This is a genomic window from Staphylococcus sp. HMSC077D08 (assembly GCF_001837945.1).
Classification (GTDB): domain Bacteria; phylum Bacillota; class Bacilli; order Staphylococcales; family Staphylococcaceae; genus Staphylococcus; species Staphylococcus epidermidis.
Genome location: NZ_KV834758.1, coordinates 39,141 through 59,939, shown reverse-complemented (window position 1 = coordinate 59,939; position 20,799 = coordinate 39,141). Strand labels below are relative to the sequence as shown.

Annotated in this window: 19 protein-coding genes; 12 read left to right on the top strand and 7 right to left on the bottom strand. The window is 32.2% G+C overall.

What is annotated here, in order from left to right:
* Positions 1–4 precede the first annotated feature (4 nt).
* Complete coding sequence (gene murB, locus HMPREF2663_RS03970; RefSeq protein ID WP_002445929.1) at positions 5–937, bottom strand: UDP-N-acetylmuramate dehydrogenase; 933 nt, start codon at positions 935–937, stop codon at positions 5–7.
* 116 nt (positions 938–1,053) lie between these two features.
* On the bottom strand, positions 1,054–1,581 hold the full coding sequence (locus tag HMPREF2663_RS03965; protein ID WP_070592660.1) for a GrpB family protein: 528 nt from the start codon (positions 1,579–1,581) through the stop codon (positions 1,054–1,056).
* A gap of 116 nt (positions 1,582–1,697) precedes the next feature.
* Between HMPREF2663_RS03965 and HMPREF2663_RS03960 the strand changes: the two genes are divergently transcribed.
* From HMPREF2663_RS03960 to HMPREF2663_RS03950, 3 genes are all read left to right on the top strand, one after another.
* Positions 1,698–2,588, top strand: a complete 891-nt coding sequence (locus HMPREF2663_RS03960; RefSeq protein WP_070845835.1) for an EMYY motif lipoprotein — start codon at positions 1,698–1,700, stop codon at positions 2,586–2,588.
* A gap of 148 nt (positions 2,589–2,736) precedes the next feature.
* Positions 2,737–3,057 carry a bacillithiol system redox-active protein YtxJ gene (gene ytxJ, locus HMPREF2663_RS03955; RefSeq protein WP_001829675.1) on the top strand — a complete coding sequence of 107 codons (321 nt, stop codon included), beginning with the start codon at positions 2,737–2,739 and terminating at the stop codon, positions 3,055–3,057.
* A gap of 270 nt (positions 3,058–3,327) precedes the next feature.
* Entirely contained in the window at positions 3,328–4,458 is a 1,131-nt protein-coding gene (locus HMPREF2663_RS03950) for a glycerate kinase (protein ID WP_070592656.1), read from the top strand.
* A gap of 91 nt (positions 4,459–4,549) precedes the next feature.
* On the opposite strand, the gene pepT is transcribed toward HMPREF2663_RS03950, so the two are convergent.
* The 4 genes from pepT to HMPREF2663_RS03930 form a co-directional block, all read right to left on the bottom strand.
* On the bottom strand, positions 4,550–5,788 hold the full coding sequence (gene pepT / locus HMPREF2663_RS03945) for a peptidase T (protein WP_002499906.1): 1,239 nt from the start codon (positions 5,786–5,788) through the stop codon (positions 4,550–4,552).
* A gap of 20 nt (positions 5,789–5,808) precedes the next feature.
* Positions 5,809–6,303 (bottom strand): threonine/serine exporter family protein, encoded by a 495-nt coding sequence (locus HMPREF2663_RS03940; RefSeq protein WP_002499907.1) that lies wholly within the window; start codon positions 6,301–6,303, stop codon positions 5,809–5,811.
* Positions 6,304–6,318: 15 nt separating this feature from the next.
* Positions 6,319–7,080 carry a threonine/serine exporter family protein gene (locus HMPREF2663_RS03935; RefSeq protein ID WP_002445935.1) on the bottom strand — a complete coding sequence of 254 codons (762 nt, stop codon included), beginning with the start codon at positions 7,078–7,080 and terminating at the stop codon, positions 6,319–6,321.
* 195 nt (positions 7,081–7,275) lie between these two features.
* Positions 7,276–8,346, bottom strand: a complete 1,071-nt coding sequence (locus HMPREF2663_RS03930; protein ID WP_002457594.1) for a GGDEF domain-containing protein GdpS — start codon at positions 8,344–8,346, stop codon at positions 7,276–7,278.
* Positions 8,347–8,687: 341 nt separating this feature from the next.
* Between HMPREF2663_RS03930 and HMPREF2663_RS03925 the strand changes: the two genes are divergently transcribed.
* On the top strand, positions 8,688–9,767 hold the full coding sequence (locus tag HMPREF2663_RS03925; protein WP_002457593.1) for a glycosyltransferase family 4 protein: 1,080 nt from the start codon (positions 8,688–8,690) through the stop codon (positions 9,765–9,767).
* 59 nt (positions 9,768–9,826) lie between these two features.
* Here the strand turns inward: HMPREF2663_RS03925 and HMPREF2663_RS03920 are convergent, their stop codons facing one another.
* Positions 9,827–10,468, bottom strand: a complete 642-nt coding sequence (locus HMPREF2663_RS03920; protein WP_002445938.1) for a YigZ family protein — start codon at positions 10,466–10,468, stop codon at positions 9,827–9,829.
* Positions 10,469–10,612: 144 nt separating this feature from the next.
* Here HMPREF2663_RS03920 and fakB1 point away from each other — a divergent pair, with 144 nt between their 5' ends.
* The 8 genes from fakB1 to HMPREF2663_RS03880 all read left to right on the top strand — a co-directional run bounded on the left by fakB1 (position 10,613) and on the right by HMPREF2663_RS03880 (position 20,794).
* Complete coding sequence (gene fakB1, locus HMPREF2663_RS03915) at positions 10,613–11,479, top strand: fatty acid kinase binding subunit FakB1 (RefSeq protein WP_002445939.1); 867 nt, start codon at positions 10,613–10,615, stop codon at positions 11,477–11,479.
* A 324-nt stretch (positions 11,480–11,803) separates the two neighbouring features.
* Entirely contained in the window at positions 11,804–12,886 is a 1,083-nt protein-coding gene (locus tag HMPREF2663_RS03910; protein WP_070845833.1) for a DEAD/DEAH box helicase family protein, read from the top strand.
* Positions 12,879–13,553: a ComF family protein gene (locus HMPREF2663_RS03905; protein ID WP_002486656.1), complete on the top strand. Its 675-nt coding sequence runs from the start codon at positions 12,879–12,881 to the stop codon at positions 13,551–13,553. Before HMPREF2663_RS03910 ends, HMPREF2663_RS03905 begins: the two co-directional genes overlap by 8 nt.
* Before the next feature lie 60 nt (positions 13,554–13,613).
* Positions 13,614–14,183: a ribosome hibernation-promoting factor, HPF/YfiA family gene (gene hpf, locus HMPREF2663_RS03900; protein WP_002445942.1), complete on the top strand. Its 570-nt coding sequence runs from the start codon at positions 13,614–13,616 to the stop codon at positions 14,181–14,183.
* A gap of 667 nt (positions 14,184–14,850) precedes the next feature.
* On the top strand, positions 14,851–17,385 hold the full coding sequence (gene secA / locus HMPREF2663_RS03895) for a preprotein translocase subunit SecA (protein WP_002476191.1): 2,535 nt from the start codon (positions 14,851–14,853) through the stop codon (positions 17,383–17,385).
* A 195-nt stretch (positions 17,386–17,580) separates the two neighbouring features.
* A protein-coding gene (gene prfB / locus HMPREF2663_RS03890) for a peptide chain release factor 2 (RefSeq protein WP_099606446.1) occupies positions 17,581–18,697 on the top strand; the annotation gives its coding sequence in 2 pieces (ribosomal slippage) (positions 17,581–17,652 and positions 17,654–18,697; 1,116 coding nt in all).
* A gap of 346 nt (positions 18,698–19,043) precedes the next feature.
* Entirely contained in the window at positions 19,044–19,844 is an 801-nt protein-coding gene (locus HMPREF2663_RS03885; protein WP_002445945.1) for a COG3942 and LysM peptidoglycan-binding domain-containing protein, read from the top strand.
* Positions 19,845–20,152: 308 nt separating this feature from the next.
* On the top strand, positions 20,153–20,794 hold the full coding sequence (locus tag HMPREF2663_RS03880; protein ID WP_070592648.1) for a YfbR-like 5'-deoxynucleotidase: 642 nt from the start codon (positions 20,153–20,155) through the stop codon (positions 20,792–20,794).
* The last annotated feature ends 5 nt before the right edge of the window (positions 20,795–20,799 follow it).

The following is a 20,799-nucleotide window of genomic DNA, read 5'->3' as shown; positions in this document are numbered from 1 at the left end:
AGAATTAATCTGTAGGATGTTCACCTATAATACGTACCTCAGTATTCAATTCAACATCAAATTTTTCTTTAACTGTTTTTTGTACGTGATGTATAAGTGCTTCATAATCAGTTGCTGTTCCGTTGTCTACATTAACCATAAATCCAGCATGCTTAGTTGAAACTTCTACGCCACCAATTCGATAGCCCTGTAAATTTGAATCTTGAATGAGTTTACCTGCAAAATGACCCGGTGGTCTTTGGAAGACACTTCCGCAAGAAGGGAATTCAAGTGGTTGTTTAGATTCACGTCTTTCAGTAAGATCATCCATTTTAGCCTGAATTTCATCTAATTTACCTGGTTCTAAGGTGAAAGCAGCCTCTAATACAACTAAATGTTTTTGTTGTACCACACTATTTCTATAGTCTAATTCCAGTTCAGCTGTAGTAAGCTTTAATAAATCACCTTTTTCATTGACACATAATGCATAGTCAATACAGTCTTTAACTTCTCCACCATAAGCACCAGCATTCATGAATACAGCGCCACCAATTGACCCAGGGATACCGCATGCAAATTCTAAACCGGTTAATACATGGTCACGTGCAACATTTGAAACGTCAATAATTGCTGCACCACTACCTGCTATAATTGCATCATCAGAGGTTTCAATATGATTGAGAGATAATAAGCTGAGGACGATTCCTCGAATTCCACCTTCTCGAATGATGATGTTCGACCCATTTCCTAGATAAGTTACCGGTATACTGTTCTCATGGGCAAACTTTACGATGGCTTGGACTTCTTCATTTTTGGTAGGGGATAAATAAAAATCTGCCTTTCCTCCTGTTTCTGTATATGTATAACGCTTGAGAGGTTCATCCACTTTAATAATATCTTTAGGAAGAATTGACTCTAGTCCGCGTAAGATGTCATTTTTATTCAATGTTTTGAACATCCTTTCTCATCTTCTTAATATCAACATTATTATATCAATTATAAAAGTTATTTGCGAAATTTGGATATATGAATTGATTATAAATATAAAATGGTTATTTCGTACTTTATGAGTATTTACGATAACAAATTAGATTCCTTATACAATTTCTCAAACAAATTTTGTTTTTGAGACTCATATTCACGTATCTTTTTAGCATGTTGCACAATTTCATTTTTCTTACTTGCAAACCATTCTGCTATTGCTTTATCGTTATGTAATAAATGATCGACTGTTTGATATTGTTTAAAAAGAGGAGTTTTCATTTGAATAATATGTAATCTTACTTCTTGTTTTAATTCACTTAAATTATTAAAACGTGCCATGACAACTTTCTTCTTGTAAGAATGGTGCAAACGATAAAAACCAGCATAATTTAGGCGCTTTTCATCTAGTGAAGTAATATCGTGCAAGTTATTTACACCAACAAGTATATCTAAGATGGGTTCAGTTTGATAATTAAAATGACAGGTACCACCGATATGCTGAGTGTATTTAATAGGAGAATCTAAAATAGTAAACAATACGTCTTTCACTTTGTTATATTCATATGTAAATTGTTTCACAGAGTCTTTTTTAATAAAAGGTTGAACATTAGCGTACATGAAATACTCCTCATTTATGAAAATAATATATACAATAAAGTCTGACATACTATAACACAATTCATTTTCATAATAAATACGTTTATGTATAATGTTTAGTGATAAGGAGTGCAAATATGAGAAAACTACTATTTATCATAACAATTATCATTTTAACCATAGTTGTATCTGCTTGTGGAAATGAATCAAAAAGAGATATTAAACAATTTGAAAGTCAATATAAAGAAATTCATCAAAAACAACACAGTGTAGAAAAAGTTATGGATAAAATACCATTAAAAGAGTTAGATAATTTAAGTAAAACTGCTACCACTGATAAAAATAAAAAAGAATTTCGTGCACTTCAGCAGGATATTAATAACTATTTGATACCTGAGTTTAAAAAATATAAAAATTCCACTCAACATTTAACAGCAGATACTAATGAAGTTAAGCACTTGAAAGAGGATTATCTAAAAACTGTTGAAAATAAAGAGAAATCTATATATGATTTAAAAGAATTTGTAGATTTATGTAATCGCTCAATTAAAGATAATGAAGATATTTTGGATTATACTAAATTATTCGAGAAAAATAGAACTGAAGTGGAGTCTGACATTAATAAAGCACAAAATAAAGAAGATGCCAGTCAACTTAAATCAAAATTAGAAGAAAATAATCAACAATTAAAAGATACTGCTAAAAAATATTTAAATTCTTCAAATAATGATTCTGACTCAGCGAAAGAAGCAATCAAAGATCATATTTCACCACTTATTGACAAACAAATTACGGATATTAATAAAACAAATATTTCTGATAATCATGTTGATAATGCTAGAAAAAATGCAATTGAGATGTATTATAGTTTGCAAAATTATTATGATACGAGAGTAGATACGATTAAAACTAGCGAAAAATTAGCTCAAATTGATGTTGATCGATTGCCAAAAGAGGGAAAAGATATATCAGAAATGGATAAATCGTTCAAAAGAGAATTTAAAAAAATAAAAGAAAGTATAAATTAAATGCTATCTGAATTTAAAAAATTGAAAATTTATGGTTAACATTACATAGCAGAGTGTGTATAATTGTACCCATTGATAAGATTTTAGGGATAAAAATTTCACGCATATGCTTAGTATGAAGTGATAAATATTTTTAGAGGTGAATAGAATGGCTATTAAGCTGAGTTCAATTGACCAGTTTGAACAAGTATTAGAAGAAAATAAATATGTTTTTGTATTAAAACACAGTGAAACTTGTCCAATTTCTGCAAATGCGTATGATCAATTTAATAAGTTTTTATATGAAAGAGACATAGATGGTTATTATCTAATCGTTCAACAAGAGCGTAAACTATCTGATTATATCGCAGAGAAAACAAACGTAAAACACGAATCACCACAAGCTTTTTATTTTGTAGATGGTGAAATGAAGTGGAATGCAGATCACGATGATATTAACGTTTCTCAACTTGCTCAAGCTGAGGAATAATTAGAAAAGAATGAAATGATGAAGCAGCTTGCCTTAAATGTCAATGTTAGACAGATACAGGCAAGCTATTCTTATGTTATGAAAATTTTAAAATAGTTATGTATAATGTGATAATAAGTATAATTAATGGACATAATAAAGAACATGCAGAAGATATGTTATTTCTTTAATGTCAAATCATTGTTACTTAGATTTATAGATTATTCTCATACATCCTTTAGTATGTTTAAAATAATTTTTGGAAAAGAGAAAAATAAGGTGGTTAAGACAATGAAAGTTTTAGTAGCCATGGACGAATTTAATGAAATTATTTCTAGTTACCAAGCTAATAGATATGTTGAAGAAGCGGTAGCAAGTCAAATTGAAGATGCAGATATCGTTCAAGTTCCACTATTTAACGGTCGTCACGAATTATTAGATTCAGTCTTTCTTTGGCAATCAGGAAATAAATATCGTGTGAGTGCGCATGATGCTGACATGAAAGAAACCGAAGCAATATATGGACAAACGGATAGTGGTATGACTATTATCGAAGGGCACTTATTTTTAAATGGCAAAAAACCTATTCAACATCGATCAAGTTACGGTTTGGGAGAGGTTATAAAAGCAGCATTGGACAATCATACAGAACATCTTGTTATCTCTTTAGGTGGAATAGGAAGTTTTGATGGCGGTGCAGGCATGTTGCAAGCATTGGGTGCAAGATTTTATGATGATGAAGCACAAATTGTCGATATGAGGAAAGGTGCAGATTTAATAAAATATATTAGACGTATTGATTTATCAGGTGTTCATCCACAATTAGCGAAGGTAAACATTCAATTAATGTCAGATTTCTCAAGTCGGTTGTATGGGAAAAAAAGTGAAATCATGCAAACATACGATTCATTAGATCTGTCTCAAAATGAAGCAGCCGAGATAGATAATTTAATTTGGTATTTTAGTGAATTATTTAAGAATGAATTGAAAATAGCAATGGGACCAATCGAGCGCGGTGGTGCTGGAGGTGGTATAGCAGCTGTATTAAATAGTCTCTATCAAGCTGAGATTTTAACAAGCCATGAATTAGTGAATCAAATCACACATTTAGAAAACTTAATTCAACAGGCAGATCTTATTATTTTCGGAGAAGGTTTGAAAGAAGAAGATCAAATTCTAGAGACTACAACAATACGTATAGCAGAACTTACCCAACAATACAACAAGCCAGCTATTGCAATTTGTGCTACAAATGATAAATTTGATTTGTTTGAATCGTTGAATGTTATAGCAATGTTTAATACATTTATTGATATGCCTGATTCATATACAGATTTTAAGATGGGTATTCAAATCAGACATTACACAGTACAAGCACTAAAATTATTGAAAACGCAAATAAACTTACCGCTTTCATCCTAATATTAAAAAAAGTTTTTATACACATTCAATTTAAAAGCCATTGACAGTAAGAGTAGCTTTTAGAGCTACATACTGACAATGGCTTTTTATGTTATTTATAAGATTGATGGCTGTTTGCTACTTCTTGAGCAATACCAACGACAACATGAACAGCTTTTTCCATTACATCGATAGAAGCGTATTCAAAAGGACCGTGGAAATTGCCACACCCCGTAAAAATATTAGGTGTAGGTAACCCCATAAAAGATAATTGTGATCCATCTGTACCGCCTCGAATAGGTTCAGTGTTAGGTACGATGTCTAAAGCGTCAAAGACACGTTTAGGTATATCTATGATGTGTTTCAAAGGTTTAATTTTTTCGGCCATGTTAAAATATTGGTCATGTACATCTACTTTAATTGGAAAATGATTATAATGAACATTAATATCATCACGAATTTCCATCATGCGTTTTTTACGTAGCTCAAACTGCTCTTTATCATGGTCGCGAATAATATATTGTAGAGTTGCTTTTTCAACATTACCTGTAAAATTCATTAAATGATAGAACCCTTCGTATCCTTCAGTTCTTTCAGGTACTTCATGTGAAGGAAGTAAACTATTAAACTGTTGACCTAAACTAATTGCATTAACCATGGCATTTTTAGCTGAACCTGGATGAACGTTAACACCGTGACAAGTGACAGTTACTTCTGCTGCATTGAAACTTTCGAATTGTAGTTCTCCTAATTGACTGCCATCCATTGTATATGCAAAATCTGCATTAAATCGACTAACATCAAATTGATGCGGGCCTCGTCCAATTTCTTCATCAGGTGTAAAGCCTACTCGAATTGTACCGTGTTTAATTTCAGGATGATCAATTAAATACTTTATCCCTTCCATTATTTCCACAACACCTGCTTTATCATCGGCGCCTAGTAGAGATGTACCATCTGTCACCATTAGTGTATGCCCCACAACTTTATTTAATTCAGGAAAAACATCAGGATCTAAGATACGCTGAGATTCACCAAGTTTGATAGGTTGCCCATTATAGGCTTCAATGATATGCGGATTTACATGAGAAGCATTGAAATCTGGTGAAGTGTCTACATGTGCTAAAAAACCGACAGTAGGTACATTATAATTAATATTGCTTTCGAGTGTAGCAAATAAGTAACCATGTTCATCCATGTCTGTTTTAAGCCCTAATGATTGAAGCTCTTCTTCCAATAGATTTAATAAATCCCACTGTTTATTCGTAGATGGTGTGGTCTTGGAATCAGGATTAGATTGTGTATCAATTTTTACATATCTCGTTAATCTTTCGATAATTTGTTTCTTCATACGAGTTCATCCCCTTAGATTTATACTCTATTATTCATATTATAGGATTTTTTATAAGTTTTACCCTTGATTTTACCATAAGATTGCTTGATGCGTGAATAAATGTAATAGACGATTTCAGATACAAGTATACCGAATGCAATTGCACCAGAAATGAGTGTTACCTCTAAAAAAGTATTAACTGCATTCGTATAATCATTTGATACTAAAAATCTTGTAGCTTCATATGCTGCGCCACCTGGAACGAGAGGTATAATGCCGGGGACGATAAATATAATAACAGGTTGCTTGTACCGTCTACTCATTGTATGACTCATTAATCCTAATATTAGACTTCCTAAAAATGAAGCGCCAACTTTACCTAAATCCATACCTACTGTCATCTGATATATTGTCCAAGCAACAGCTCCAACAAATCCACAAGCTAACAGTAATTTTTTAGGTGCATTAAATATAATTGAAAAAAGGACTGTGGCAATGAAACTAATGATAAAGTGAAACAGATAAATTAACATAACTAACAGCCTTTCTTATAATAATAGTAATACAATAGCTACTCCTGCACCAATAGCAAATGCAGTTAAAGCAGCTTCAACACCACGTGACATACCAGCAAGTAACTCTCCGGCAAGTAAGTCACGTATAGCGTTAGTAATCAAAATACCAGGAACGAGAGGCATGACACTTGCAATAGTAATAATGTCTTGATTTTTAGCTATACCTAGTTTAGTGAATATTGCTGCAATGCTAATAACAACAGCAGATGCCACAAACTCTGAAAAGAATTTAATTTGTATATACTTTTGCACGAAACTAAACGTTAAAAAAGCTATGCCACCCGCTAGACATGCAATCCAAGCGTCGGAAGCTACGCCACCAAACATGAATAAGAAAAAACCACAAGCTACAAAGGCAGCAATGAGATTTGTTAAGAAAGAAAACTGAAGAGACGCACGTTTAAGTTGCAGTAACTCATTTTTTGCTTCGTCAATTGTAAGTTGCTTACTCGAAATTTTACGAGATAGGCTATTGGTTAAAGCAATTTTCTCAAGGTCGGTTGTACGCTCGCGAATACGAATCAATCTCGTACTAGTACGATCATTTAATGAGAAAATAATTGCAGTTGATGTCACAAAACTGTATGTATCATGTAAACCATAACTATGGGCAATACGATTCATTGTATCCTCAATTCGATATGTTTCAGCGCCTGCTTCAAGTAAGATTCGCCCAGCAATTAAGACTACATCAATCACTTTATTTTCATCAATGATAGTGATTGAATCTGACATATCTCATCACCTCCGAAGCTATTTAATATTTTTATGAACAATTGAAGTTTACATCTTGAAGACTTAAGTTTCAATAGAGAGCTTGATTTTAATAACATTTTCAATACTAATTAAAAATAGTAAAAAAATGCTATGCATAACTGTATACGCTTTAATGATTTTTTTACGTAGCAGTTAACATAGCATTTAGATTGATTATAATTTGACAATAGGATTAAACATGACTTTATTTCTTCCTTCACTTTTAGCCACATGTACCATATCATCAGCATCTTTAAATACTTTACGTTGAGATTTACGATCATCTTGAGTTAAGTATCCAACACCAATTGAAACTGATAGCTTGATTACTTCTTTGTTTGGTAGGTGGAAAGAAGATTTTTCAACACCGCTTCGAATATTTTCTGCTAATTTCACGCTTTGATCTAGTGTGTAATCTCTGATTACAACAGAAAATTCTTCGCCACCGTTTCTAAAGATTTTGAACTGGTTTGGAACATAGTTTTTTAATAGTTGAGACATTTGTTTGAGAACAGCATCTCCTGATTGATGTGAATAATGATCGTTTACATCTTTAAAGCCATCGATATCAATGAGAAGTAAGGCTAAACTTTGTTTCTTTTCTTCAGCTTTACTTGAGACCTCATTTAAGTGTCTATCAAATTCTTTTACATTACCTAGACCTGTAAGATAATCGTATTTATCTTCATTTTCATAACGATTGACTAAAGAGAAAAAGTGCCATATATCAACGAATGTTATTGCTGAAGCAATTGTAATAATAAATGAAATAGGGATAAGCACTAAAATCTCTACGAGTTCATAAATAGGACTTAATAATGCTAAAAATAACAAAATGACAATGCTAATCAAATTTAAAATAAGTAAAGAAATGATATCGTTTTGCTTTAAAAATGGTCCAACTGCACTGACAATACCTGCAATAACGATTAATGTAATACCATAAATAATTGAGTTTCCAAAGATAAATACATCGACTAAAGATACGATAAAAGCAGCCGTGAGTGTATATATCATGTTGGTATAACGTCCTAAAAACAAAAGAGGTACAAATGTTAAATGAACGAGGTATTCGTTCTGAAACGGGATAGGGTATGCCGCTAAAAGTAAAGAAACGAATGTCATTAGTACAGTTACATATTCTTTAGAAAAAATCATTCTTTTATTTTCAGAATATTGTAACCTATGAAATAAATATATTCCTGCCACCATGACAGATATGTTATATATGATAGCTTCAAACATTTCCATACCGACTCCTTTTTTAACCATTAGCTATTGTAAGTGAAAACTTACAATTTGTCATCATCTAGCAACAGAAATTACACACAAACAATGGTATTTAATGTTAAAATAAGCACTTAAATGGTATGATTAAAAAAATGTATAGACAATACAAAGATAATGTAAAGGTTAATCTTTGTAATTTAGACAATAGCTATGTAACATGGATATTTATGATTTTAGTTCAATGAAAACGACATTTATGGTTGATAAATATTTGCGCATATAAATATTGCATTAAAAATGATAGATAACAAATTTTACATAGCGTGAGGTACAACTTATTCAATGAAGGTGAACTGATGTATACACTATTACTTATAGCTTTTACTATGATAGTCAGTTTAATAATTACACCCATTATTATTGTAATATCAAAAAAATTAGATTTAGTAGATCGTCCTAATTTCAGAAAAGTACATACGAAACCTATCTCAGTGATGGGAGGAACGGTCATTTTATTTTCTTTCTTAATAGGGATTTGGCTCGGACACCCTATTGAACGTGAGGTTAAACCGCTTATATTAGGTGCAATTACAATGTATATGGTTGGATTGATTGATGATATTTACGATCTAAGACCTTATTTAAAGTTAGCAGGTCAAATTGTTGCAGCTTTAATTGTTACGTTTTATGGAATTACAATAGACTTTATTTCATTGCCAATTGGACCAACGATTCATTTTGGCATATTTAGTATTCCTATTACAGTAATATGGATTGTAGCAATTACCAATGCTATTAATCTTATCGACGGACTTGATGGACTTGCCTCAGGCGTCTCAGCATTGGCATTAATGACTATTGGATTCATCGCTATTTTACAAGCGAACATATTTATTATCATGATTTGTTGTGTACTTTTAGGGTCTTTACTTGGTTTCTTGTTTTATAACTTTCACCCAGCGAAAATTTTCCTAGGTGATAGTGGCGCATTAATGATAGGATTTATTATCGGTTTCTTATCATTACTCGGCTTTAAAAACATCACATTTATTGCTTTATTCTTTCCTATTGTTATATTAGCAGTGCCATTTATTGATACATTGTTTGCAATGATTCGTCGAATGAAAAAAGGACAACATATAATGCAAGCAGACAAGTCACATTTACATCATAAATTACTTGCTTTAGGATATACCCATAGACAAACCGTTTTACTTATTTATTCAATAGCGATTATGTTTAGTTTATCTAGTGTTATCCTCTATTTGTCCCAACCTTTGGGTGCACTTATGATGTTCATTCTCATTGTCTTTACGATTGAGTTGATCGTTGAATTTACTGGATTAATAGATGATAATTATCGACCAATATTAAATTTAATTACAAAAAAAGGGAATGGCAAGCCACATCATTATGATGAACATCATCGTTCATAATAAAAAACACTATGTAGGTAATAAGCACGCGTTGCTTTAACTTACATAGTGTTTTTTATTTAATTGGTTTCAATATCAAAAGGTAATAGTTTAATGTCTTCTTGTTTCAAATCATAATTTCCGGAAGTAATTCGATTTAAAAAGTCTATAAAAGTATCATATTCATTTTTTACTACGTCAATTTGATAACTTACTTTATCGGTATAAAATTGTTCTCTTAATAAGAATGTGGTAGAGGCAAGTTCATATTCAAATTTTCCTGTCTGATCATAATCTAACGTAACGGTTACTGGAATAGCTTCTCTTAATTCGACTCTACCCATATCATATATCACGTCACGCACGGCGCCACTATATGCCCTAATAAGACCGCCTGCACCTAATTTGATACCACCGAAGTAGCGTGTCACGACGACGCAAACATTGTGTATCTCTAATTTTTTCAGTATCTCAAGCATTGGGATGCCGGCTGTTCCACTTGGTTCGCCATCGTCGTTTGCTTTTTGAATATTCATCTCCGGTCCGACAGTATAGGCTGAGCAATTATGAGTTGCATCTTTATGCTTTATTTTAATTTCATCTATAAAAGCTTTTGCTTCGTTTTCAGTCGAAACAGGCTTAATATATGCTATAAAGCGTGATTTACTTATCACATTTTCAATTGAATGTGCTTGTTTAATAGTAATTATGGATTTATCCATCTTATTTTTGCCACCTACAATTCAGTTTTCTAACAATATTATACACGTAACAAGATAGGTTCTAAATTATTACGATGATATTTTCTTTTTTAAAAAATTATTGTATCATAACTATGAGTATAATTGAGGAGGATAAGTATTAAGATGAAGATTGCAGTTATGACCGATTCTACAAGTTATTTACCACAACATATAATAGATCAATATAACATACCAGTCGCTTCACTAAGTGTAACTTTCGATGATGGAGTGAATTTCACTGAGAGTGATGATTTTTCTGTAGATGATTTTTATAAAAAAATGGCTTCATCTAAAACTATACCAACAACAAGCCAACCTGCTATTGGCGATTGGATTGAGAATTTTGAAAGATTAAGAGAACAAGGATACACTGATGTCATTGTGATTAACTTATCAAGTGGTATAAGCGGAAGCTATCCTTCAGCAACACAAGCTGGTGAAATGGTTGAAGATATTCAAGTACATACGTTTGATAGCCGTCTTGCTGCGATGATTGAAGGTAGCTTTGCAATTTACGCTGCTCAATTGGTACAAAAGGGATATAAACCTGATGATATTATTAATGAACTAACTGAAATAAGACAACATATTGGTGCATACTTAATTGTTGATGATTTAAAAAATTTACAAAAAAGTGGTCGTATCACTGGAGCTCAAGCTTGGGTAGGTACATTGTTGAAAATGAAACCTGTCTTGCATTTTGAAGAAGATGGTAAAATACATCCACACGAAAAAGTACGTACAAAAAAACGTGCGCTAAAATCTTTAGAAACAAACATTTTTAAAGAAATAGAAGGCTTGGAAGATGTGACTGTATTTGTAATAAACGGTGATAAAACAGAAGATGGAAAGTCATTTCTTCAGCAATTAAAGGAAGATCATCCTAATGTTCATATTCAGTATTGTGAATTTGGACCAGTGATAGCATCACATTTAGGATCAGGCGGTTTAGGATTGGGTTACTTCCCAAGAAGAATAGACATTAATTAATATATAATCAAAAGTCTGAAAGCTTGATAGGAAAGAACACAGTGGTAATATCATTAGATATCACTTGTGTTCGCTTATTTGAGTATTTCAGACTTTTTTTGAAAGTAGTGAAATAAAATTAAATATTACGGCAGACTTATTTCTCCAACGCATCAACTTGAAGATGAATTAGTATCTCAAGTTTCAAAAGGTGTTATAAAAGACAGTGAGCGTTGGTATTGTATTCAATGTGGAAACACTTCTTTGCAATATTTTGTGACTTACAATTCAACGATATTGGATAAAACAATCACATACTGTAGGCGATGCATTCAACTAGGCAGAATGGATAGTATTACAGATATATGTATCGTAAAAAGTTTTCAAAAAGCAACAAAAGCGAATTATCAGTTACCCTTTGAATTATCAAAGCAACAGCAATACGCTTCAGAAGCTATCATTCAAGCTATAAAAAATAATAATGATCTCTTGTTATATGCCGTCACAGGAGCAGGGAAAACTGAAATGATGTTTGAGGGTATAAGGATAGCTCGTCAAATGGGACATAATATTGCCATCGTATCACCTCGTGTAGACGTTATTATTGAGATAAGTCATCGAATTAAAGATGCTTTTATCGATGAACGTATAGATGTGCTACATCAATCCAGTAGACAGCAATATAATGGTCATTTTGTTATTGCTACTATCCATCAATTATTGAGATTTAAACAGCATTTTGATACTGTATTTGTCGATGAGGTAGATGCTTTTCCGTTGTCTATGGATCCACAATTATCAAACGCAATACAACTTGCTTCAAAATTGAATCATTCACATATTTTCATGACGGCCACACCACCGCGTCATTTTTTAAAACAATTCCCCCCAGAAAAAATAATTAAGTTACCAGCCCGTTTTCACCGACACCCTCTACCTATTCCTAAGTTCAAATATTTCAAATTAAAATCAACACGAAAACAAAATTTATTACTTAATTTATTTAGAAATCAAATTAACCAACAACGTTTTACTTTGGTCTTTTTTAATAATATAGAGATAATGAATAAAACGTATCAACAGTATAAAATGGACATCGCTGATTTGATTTGCGTTCACAGTGAAGATGATTTACGATTTGAAAAAATTGAAGATTTAAGACGAGGACAACACAAAATTGTATTCACTACAACTATTTTAGAAAGAGGATTCACCATGACACACTTAGATGTCGTTGTAGTTGATGCAGGAAGTTTTCAACAAGAGGCTTTAATTCAAATTGCTGGTCGCGTAGGACGTAAACAGCAGTCTCCAAGTGGCTTAGTTTTATTTCTTCATGAAGGTGTTACATTATCAATGGTTTTAGCTAAAAGAAACATTATTTCAATGAATCGGTTGGCAATTAAAAGGGGATGGGTTGATGCGTAAATGTATTCAGTGCAATCAAACTATTCAAGAGACCATTCATATTTATAACTTATTTAAACCACCTCAGATATTTTGTGAAAGATGTGAAACATTATGGCTTAACTCCAAAATTCATAAAGATGGTAGGTGTCCTAAGTGTCTTAATAACAAAATCTCTACTGATGGCGAATGTCATGACTGTCAATTTTTAAGTAAAACATTTTATTTAATGGAACAATTGTTTTGTGATTATAGTTATGATGGTGTGATGAAAGAAATCATACACCAATATAAGATTATGCGAGACTTCTATTTAGCAGAAGTATTGGCAAGAAGATTAGTTTTACCTCAAACGCAATATGATTATATAGTTCCAATTCCTTCTCCAATTGAACGCGACATTGAACGTACATTTAATCCGGTGACCACCGTCTTAGATAAAATGGGCATCTCATATCAAGATGTATTAGGTACACATATACGTCCTAAGCAGTCAAAGTTAGGAAAGGTTGAACGTTCAAAAGCCTCTAATCCATTTTATATAAAAGATGAAGAGATAAATATCGAAGGGAAAGTAATACTACTCATAGATGATATTTATACAACAGGGTTAACGATTCATCACGCGGGGTGTAAATTATATGATAAAAAAGTCAGAAAATTCAAAGTGTTTGCGTTTGCACGATAACATAAACATGGTAAAATGTAGGTAAGAAGTATCAATATAGAGGTTTAAGGAGAGATTACTATGATTAGATTTGAAATTCATGGAGATAACCTCACTATCACAGATGCAATTCGCAACTATATTGAGGAGAAAGTAGGTAAATTAGAAAGATATTTTAACAATGTGCCAAATGCTGTAGCACATGTTAGAGTTAAAACTTATTCTAATTCTACAACTAAAATTGAAGTTACAATTCCTTTAAAAGATGTCACTCTTAGGGCTGAAGAAAGACATGATGATTTATATGCAGGTATTGATTTAATTACTAACAAATTGGAAAGACAAGTACGTAAATACAAAACTCGTGTAAATCGTAAACATAGAGATCGTGGAGATCAAGATATCTTTGTTGCTGAAGTACAAGAGTCTACAGCAAACAATCAAGCAGATGATATAGAAAGTGAAAATGATATTGAAATTATTCGTTCTAAACAATTCAGCTTAAAACCAATGGATTCTGAGGAAGCAGTATTGCAAATGAATTTATTGGGACATGATTTCTTTATTTTTACCGATAGAGAAACTGATGGTACGAGCATTGTTTATAGACGAAAAGATGGCAAATACGGTCTGATTGAAACAACTGAATAAATTGACTTGTATATTATAGACTATAATATTGCCAAAGTTGAATTAAGAATTCTTATCAGTTTATTGAATAAGGTAATAATGATTAATAGAATCAGGGTTACCAATACACATATGTATTCTTAGTTTGCTTGACTACAAATATAGAAGTTAATAAACATAGGCTGGGGCATTGTTTTGATATGTTCACTTCAAAGTAGATATGACATTAATCAAGCTTTGGAGTTCGTATTCTTAATAAGTGTCTCAGCTTATTTTGTTTGCTTAAATTTTGAATTAATAACCTAAATGAGTAATTAATAGACAGTATGCTTACAAATATGCTAGTGTGATTTGACGATTTATATTTAAACTTTGATTTTAAATTCCTATATTAGTTAAAGGTATTGCGTTACATTATTTTTTAAAAACGTGTTTGATTGCGAGAAAAAAATGATTGCAACGTGTTAAAATAAAATTGTTGTTAATTGAAGTGTCTATAGACATTTTACAATATAAATGAGTGTCTATAGAAATAAGGCTGTTGCTAGTTGAATCAAAGTGAAGTGTTGTGAAATATTGAGTTAACACGCATTACTTCATGAGTATATAAGTATAAATTTAGCGATATAAATGATAAGATAAATTGTTGTAAGCCAAACAGTTTTTAGTTAAAGGAGCGACGCGTGCAATGGGATTTTTATCGAAAATTGTTGACGGCAATAAAAAAGAAATTAAAAGATTAGGTAAGTTAGCAGATAAAGTACTTGCTTTAGAGGAAGATACTGCGATATTAACCGATGAAGAAATACGTGAAAAAACAAAATCTTTTCAAAAAGAGTTAGCAGAAATTGAAGATGTAAAAAAACAAAATGATTATTTAGATAAAATTTTACCTGAAGCTTATGCACTTGTACGTGAGGGGTCAAAGAGAGTATTTAATATGATTCCTTATAAAGTACAAGTAATGGGTGGTATTGCTATACATAAAGGTGATATTGCGGAAATGAGAACAGGTGAAGGGAAAACATTGACTGCAACCATGCCGACGTATTTGAATGCTTTAGCCGGTAGAGGTGTACATGTTATTACAGTCAATGAATATTTATCAAGTTCACAAAGTGAAGAAATGGCTGAACTATATAACTATCTTGGCTTAACTGTAGGTTTGAACTTAAATAGTAAGTCAACTGAAGAAAAACGTGAGGCTTACGCACAAGATATCACTTATAGTACGAATAATGAACTTGGGTTTGATTATCTTAGAGATAATATGGTGAACTATGCTGAAGAGAGAGTAATGCGTCCTCTACATTTTGCAATTATTGATGAGGTCGATTCCATATTGATCGACGAAGCAAGAACACCTTTAATTATTTCTGGTGAAGCGGAAAAATCTACTTCTTTATATACTCAAGCAAATGTTTTTGCAAAAATGCTTAAAGCTGAAGATGATTATAACTATGACGAAAAAACCAAAGCTGTACATCTTACAGAACAAGGTGCAGATAAAGCTGAACGTATGTTCAAGGTAGATAATCTTTATGATGTTCAAAATGTGGAAGTGATTAGTCATATTAATACAGCTTTAAGAGCTCATGTTACATTACAACGCGACGTTGATTACATGGTCGTTGACGGTGAAGTATTAATAGTTGACCAATTTACTGGACGTACAATGCCTGGACGTCGTTTTTCTGAAGGTTTACACCAAGCAATTGAAGCTAAAGAAGGCGTAGCAATTCAAAATGAGTCTAAAACGATGGCATCCATTACTTTCCAAAACTATTTCAGAATGTATAATAAGTTAGCGGGGATGACTGGTACAGCGAAAACCGAAGAGGAAGAATTTCGTAATATCTATAATATGACAGTTACTCAAATTCCAACTAACAAACCTGTTCAACGTAAAGATAATTCAGATTTAATTTATATTAGTCAAAAAGGTAAGTTTGATGCGGTAGTTGAAGATGTTGTAGAAAAACATAAAAAAGGGCAACCCGTCTTACTAGGTACTGTTGCTGTTGAGACTTCTGAATATATTTCAAATTTACTAAAAAAACGTGGTGTCAGACATGACGTATTAAACGCTAAAAATCATGAACGAGAAGCTGAAATCGTTTCAAATGCTGGGCAAAAAGGTGCAGTTACAATTGCCACAAATATGGCTGGACGTGGAACAGATATTAAACTTGGTGATGGTGTTGAAGAGTTAGGTGGACTTGCTGTTATTGGTACTGAGCGTCATGAATCAAGACGTATTGATGATCAATTACGTGGACGTTCAGGACGCCAAGGTGATAGAGGAGATAGTCGTTTTTACCTATCTTTACAAGATGAATTAATGGTACGTTTTGGTTCAGAACGCTTACAGAAAATGATGAACCGTTTAGGAATGGATGATTCGACGCCAATCGAGTCGAAAATGGTATCTCGTGCTGTAGAATCAGCTCAAAAACGAGTAGAAGGTAATAACTTTGATGCGCGTAAACGTATTCTAGAATATGATGAAGTTTTACGTAAGCAACGTGAAATTATTTATAATGAGCGTAATGAAATCATTGATAGTGAAGACAGTTCTCAAGTCGTTAACGCGATGTTACGTTCTACATTGCAACGTGCGATTAATCATTTTATTAATGAAGAAGACGATAATCCGGACTATACGCCATTTATTAATTACGTTAATGATGTGTTCTTGCAAGAAGGAGATCTTCAAGATACAGAAATTAAAGGTAAAGATTCAGAAGATATTTTTGAAATTGTGTGGTCTAAAATTGAAAAAGCGTATGCACAGCAACAAGAAACATTAGGAGACCAAATGAGTGAATTTGAGCGGATGATTTTATTACGTTCAATTGATACACATTGGACTGATCATATTGATACGATGGATCAATTGCGTCAAGGTATTCATTTACGTTCATATGCACAACAAAACCCACTTCGTGATTATCAAAATGAAGGTCATGAATTATTTGATATCATGATGCAAAATATCGAGGAAGATACATGTAAGTATATCTTGAAATCAGTGGTTCAGTTTGAAGATGATGTAGAACGTGAAAAATCTAAAAGCTTTGGTGAAGCAAAACATGTAACTGCTGAAGATGGCAAAGAAAAAGCAAAGCCACAACCGATTGTAAAAGGTGATCAGGTAGGTAGAAATGATCCATGCCCATGTGGTAGTGGTAAAAAATATAAAAATTGTCATGGAAAAGCGTAATCAATAAAATAGTTTAAATTTAAAGGCTGAGACATATCTAATTATGAATGACTCAGTCTTTATTTACATCGCTTGTAAGTTAAATGCTTAGTAATATGATATAGAGATGAAATGGCCGTTTATTTTTAAAAAATAGGCATATACTGTATGATATAAATATTATGACATAGTATGATTAAATAGGAGAGAAGATGAATGGAATTATCTGAGATTAAACGAAATTTAGAAGAATATCAAAATCACTTAAATCAAATTAGGGGGTCTCTTTGACTTAGAAAATAAAGAGACCAACATACAAGAGTATGAAGAAATGATGACTGATCCTGATTTTTGGAATGATCAAACTAAAGCACAAGATATCATTGATAAGAACAATGCACTAAAGTCTATAGTAAATGGGTATTATCAACTGACAAATGCTGTCGACGATATGAGTGCGACGAGAGAGTTATTACAAGAAGAATATGATGAGGATATGAAGAAAGAATTAGAAGAGGAAGTTCAGCAATTTGAAGAACAAATCGATCAATATGAGTTACAATTACTCCTCGACGGACCACATGATGCAAATAATGCTATATTAGAGCTTCATCCCGGTGCTGGCGGTACAGAATCACAAGATTGGGCAAGTATGCTTCTTAGGATGTATCAACGTTACTGTGAACAAAATGGCTTTAAAGTTGAAACAGTTGATTATCTTCCAGGAGATGAAGCAGGCGTTAAAAGTGTTACATTACTTATAAAAGGGCATAATGCTTATGGATATTTAAAGGCAGAAAAGGGTGTTCATCGTTTAGTTAGAATTTCACCTTTCGATTCATCTGGTAGACGACATACTTCTTTTGCATCATGTGATGTTATTCCTGATTTTAATAATGATGAAATTGAAATTGAGATTAACCCAGATGATATTACAGTGGATACTTTTAGAGCTTCAGGCGCTGGTGGACAACATATTAACAAAACTGAGTCTGCAATTAGAATTACACATCACCCTACAGGTATTGTAGTCAACAACCAAAATGAACGATCTCAAATAAAAAATAGAGAAGCTGCAATGAAAATGTTGAAGTCCAAACTTTATCAATTAAAGTTAGAAGAGCAAGAGCAAGAAATGGCTGAAATTCGTGGCGAACAAAAAGACATTGGATGGGGAAGTCAGATTCGTTCTTACGTCTTTCATCCATATTCAATGGTTAAAGATCATCGTACGAATGAAGAAACTGGTAAAGTAGACGCTGTTATGGATGGAGAAATAGGCCCATTCATAGAAGCTTATTTAAGAAAAGAAATGGATCGACAAGACATATAATTGATACACGCATAATCATTATTTGATTTATCGATGATTATGCGTATTTTTCATTAAACAGAAAACAGATAAAATAGGGAGTTTATTTTTTAAGCTATATGTACTTTATATGTAGTCTGCATTTTCTAATGTTACCGAAGTAAATTTAGTCTCAGATGAGAATGACTTAAATTTGACCTGTACATCATAAGGTTAGGAACTAGTAGAGTAGATAATTATTTCCGGGTGTAAAAACACTCTTTTTAACTATTATATTACATCAATATAACAATACCCTTAGCCTCATTTGATTGTGCTATATTAAATTTGTGAATTAATAATCAACTAGCAAAGGAATGACAACTAGATGAAAAAAACGCTAACTGTAACGTTAAGTTCGATTGCAGCTTTTATTGCAATTAACACTGCAGCTAACGCACAAGAATCTGAGACGTCGCAACTAGACTCATATGCAACGAGTGATGTAATTACAAATCAATCAAACTTAGGTATTTACACTGTAAAACCTGGAGATAGTTTATATAAAATTGCTTTAGAACATCATCTTACTTTAGAAGAACTTTATGCTTTAAATCCTGGTATAGAACCTCTTATTTTTCCAGGAGATGAAATTGTAGTATCTGAAACTGCATTTGAACAATTTAATAACACAAACACATTCGTAAATTATGAAACTAACTATATTCCAGTAGGATATAATAATGTATCAACTGATACATCCAACACTACTTATGATAATTATAACAGTGAATCAACTGATACATACTCTGTGCCAAACGCCTACAATGGTCTAAGAAGTGTATCTAACTCAGGTAATTTATACACTACTGGTCAATGTACTTATTATGCATTCGATCGTCGCGCTGAGCTAGGGAAACCAATTGGAAGTCTATGGGGCAACGCTAGTAACTGGGCATATTCAGCTAATCAGGCTGGCTTTAATGTAGATCACACACCTGAGGTTGGTGCTGTATTCCAAAGTGGTTCGGGTCAAAATGGGGCTGGCGCTTATGGACATGTTGGCGTTGTTGAATCAATCAATTCTAATGGTTCTGTAACTGTTTCGGAAATGAACTGGAATGGTGGCGTTAACGTAAAATCTTACAGAACTATTAGCAATCCTAATTCATATAATTACATTCACTAAATGACTATTTATATTCAAGGTGTGAATGAATTTCGCGTATAACTGTCTCTTATGTTATATAAACGTTCTAGACAATTAAATTGAACATCATGTTGGTAGAACAACTTCTTCATATATATCAACATGTTTTATCCATAAGTTACGTATTAGAGTAGAATAGTGAGTTCAAAATGAATTCATTATTCTACTTTTTCTTTTATAATAAAATAGAAATGATTTACATGATAATTTACTTTCAATAATAATATTGATTGATATAATAACAATAAGAATATAGACTAATTTTAATATTAAGGAGGTGTCTTATTATGGGAATGCATCAATATTTTAAAAGACTATCAGATTTAGAAAAATTAATAAGATTACCAGGTAAATTTAAATATTTTGAACATAATGTTGCTGCTCATTCTTTTAAAGTAACTAAAATTGCGCAATATTTAGCTACTGTCGAAGAATATCATGGAAATAAAATCGATTGGAAGAGTCTCTATGAAAAGTCACTCAACCACGACTTTGCTGAAGTGTTTACAGGTGATATCAAAACACCGGTAAAATACGCAAGTAAGGAATTAAAACATTTATTCTCCCAAGTTGAAGAAGAAATGGTAGATACGTTTATCAAAGAGGAGATACCAACACAATATCAGCACGTGTATCGTGAACGTTTACAAGAAGGTAAAGATGATTCTCTAGAAGGACAAATTCTATCTGTTGCTGATAAAATTGATTTATTGTATGAAACATTTGGAGAAATACAAAAACGTAATCCTGAGCCACTATTTTTTGAAATATATGAAATGAGTTTAGAAACTATTATACAATTTGATCACTTAGAATCTGTAAAAGATTTTATTGAAAATGTAATACCTGAAATGCTCACAGAAAACTTTATTCCTCGAACTGAATTACGTGAAACAACAATGTCAATTCTAAGCAGAAGAAATGGGTGACGATA

Excerpts from the sequence above, each read along its gene's own strand:
- HMPREF2663_RS03905 (WP_002486656.1), top strand. The coding sequence starts at position 12,879 with ATGCGTAAATGTATTCAGTGCAATCAAACTATTCAAGAGACCATTCAT.
- HMPREF2663_RS03965 (WP_070592660.1), bottom strand. The coding sequence starts at position 1,581 with ATGTACGCTAATGTTCAACCTTTTATTAAAAAAGACTCTGTGAAACAA.
- secA (WP_002476191.1), top strand. The coding sequence starts at position 14,851 with ATGGGATTTTTATCGAAAATTGTTGACGGCAATAAAAAAGAAATTAAA.
- HMPREF2663_RS03925 (WP_002457593.1), top strand. The coding sequence starts at position 8,688 with ATGTATACACTATTACTTATAGCTTTTACTATGATAGTCAGTTTAATA.
- HMPREF2663_RS03880 (WP_070592648.1), top strand. The coding sequence starts at position 20,153 with ATGGGAATGCATCAATATTTTAAAAGACTATCAGATTTAGAAAAATTA.
- fakB1 (WP_002445939.1), top strand. The coding sequence starts at position 10,613 with ATGAAGATTGCAGTTATGACCGATTCTACAAGTTATTTACCACAACAT.
- pepT (WP_002499906.1), bottom strand. The coding sequence starts at position 5,788 with ATGAAGAAACAAATTATCGAAAGATTAACGAGATATGTAAAAATTGAT.
- HMPREF2663_RS03950 (WP_070592656.1), top strand. The coding sequence starts at position 3,328 with ATGAAAGTTTTAGTAGCCATGGACGAATTTAATGAAATTATTTCTAGT.
- murB (WP_002445929.1), bottom strand. The coding sequence starts at position 937 with ATGTTCAAAACATTGAATAAAAATGACATCTTACGCGGACTAGAGTCA.
- HMPREF2663_RS03920 (WP_002445938.1), bottom strand. The coding sequence starts at position 10,468 with ATGGATAAATCCATAATTACTATTAAACAAGCACATTCAATTGAAAAT.
- ytxJ (WP_001829675.1), top strand. The coding sequence starts at position 2,737 with ATGGCTATTAAGCTGAGTTCAATTGACCAGTTTGAACAAGTATTAGAA.
- HMPREF2663_RS03935 (WP_002445935.1), bottom strand. The coding sequence starts at position 7,080 with ATGTCAGATTCAATCACTATCATTGATGAAAATAAAGTGATTGATGTA.
- HMPREF2663_RS03940 (WP_002499907.1), bottom strand. The coding sequence starts at position 6,303 with ATGTTAATTTATCTGTTTCACTTTATCATTAGTTTCATTGCCACAGTC.
- hpf (WP_002445942.1), top strand. The coding sequence starts at position 13,614 with ATGATTAGATTTGAAATTCATGGAGATAACCTCACTATCACAGATGCA.
- HMPREF2663_RS03910 (WP_070845833.1), top strand. The coding sequence starts at position 11,804 with ATGGATAGTATTACAGATATATGTATCGTAAAAAGTTTTCAAAAAGCA.
- HMPREF2663_RS03885 (WP_002445945.1), top strand. The coding sequence starts at position 19,044 with ATGAAAAAAACGCTAACTGTAACGTTAAGTTCGATTGCAGCTTTTATT.
- HMPREF2663_RS03930 (WP_002457594.1), bottom strand. The coding sequence starts at position 8,346 with ATGTTTGAAGCTATCATATATAACATATCTGTCATGGTGGCAGGAATA.
- HMPREF2663_RS03960 (WP_070845835.1), top strand. The coding sequence starts at position 1,698 with ATGAGAAAACTACTATTTATCATAACAATTATCATTTTAACCATAGTT.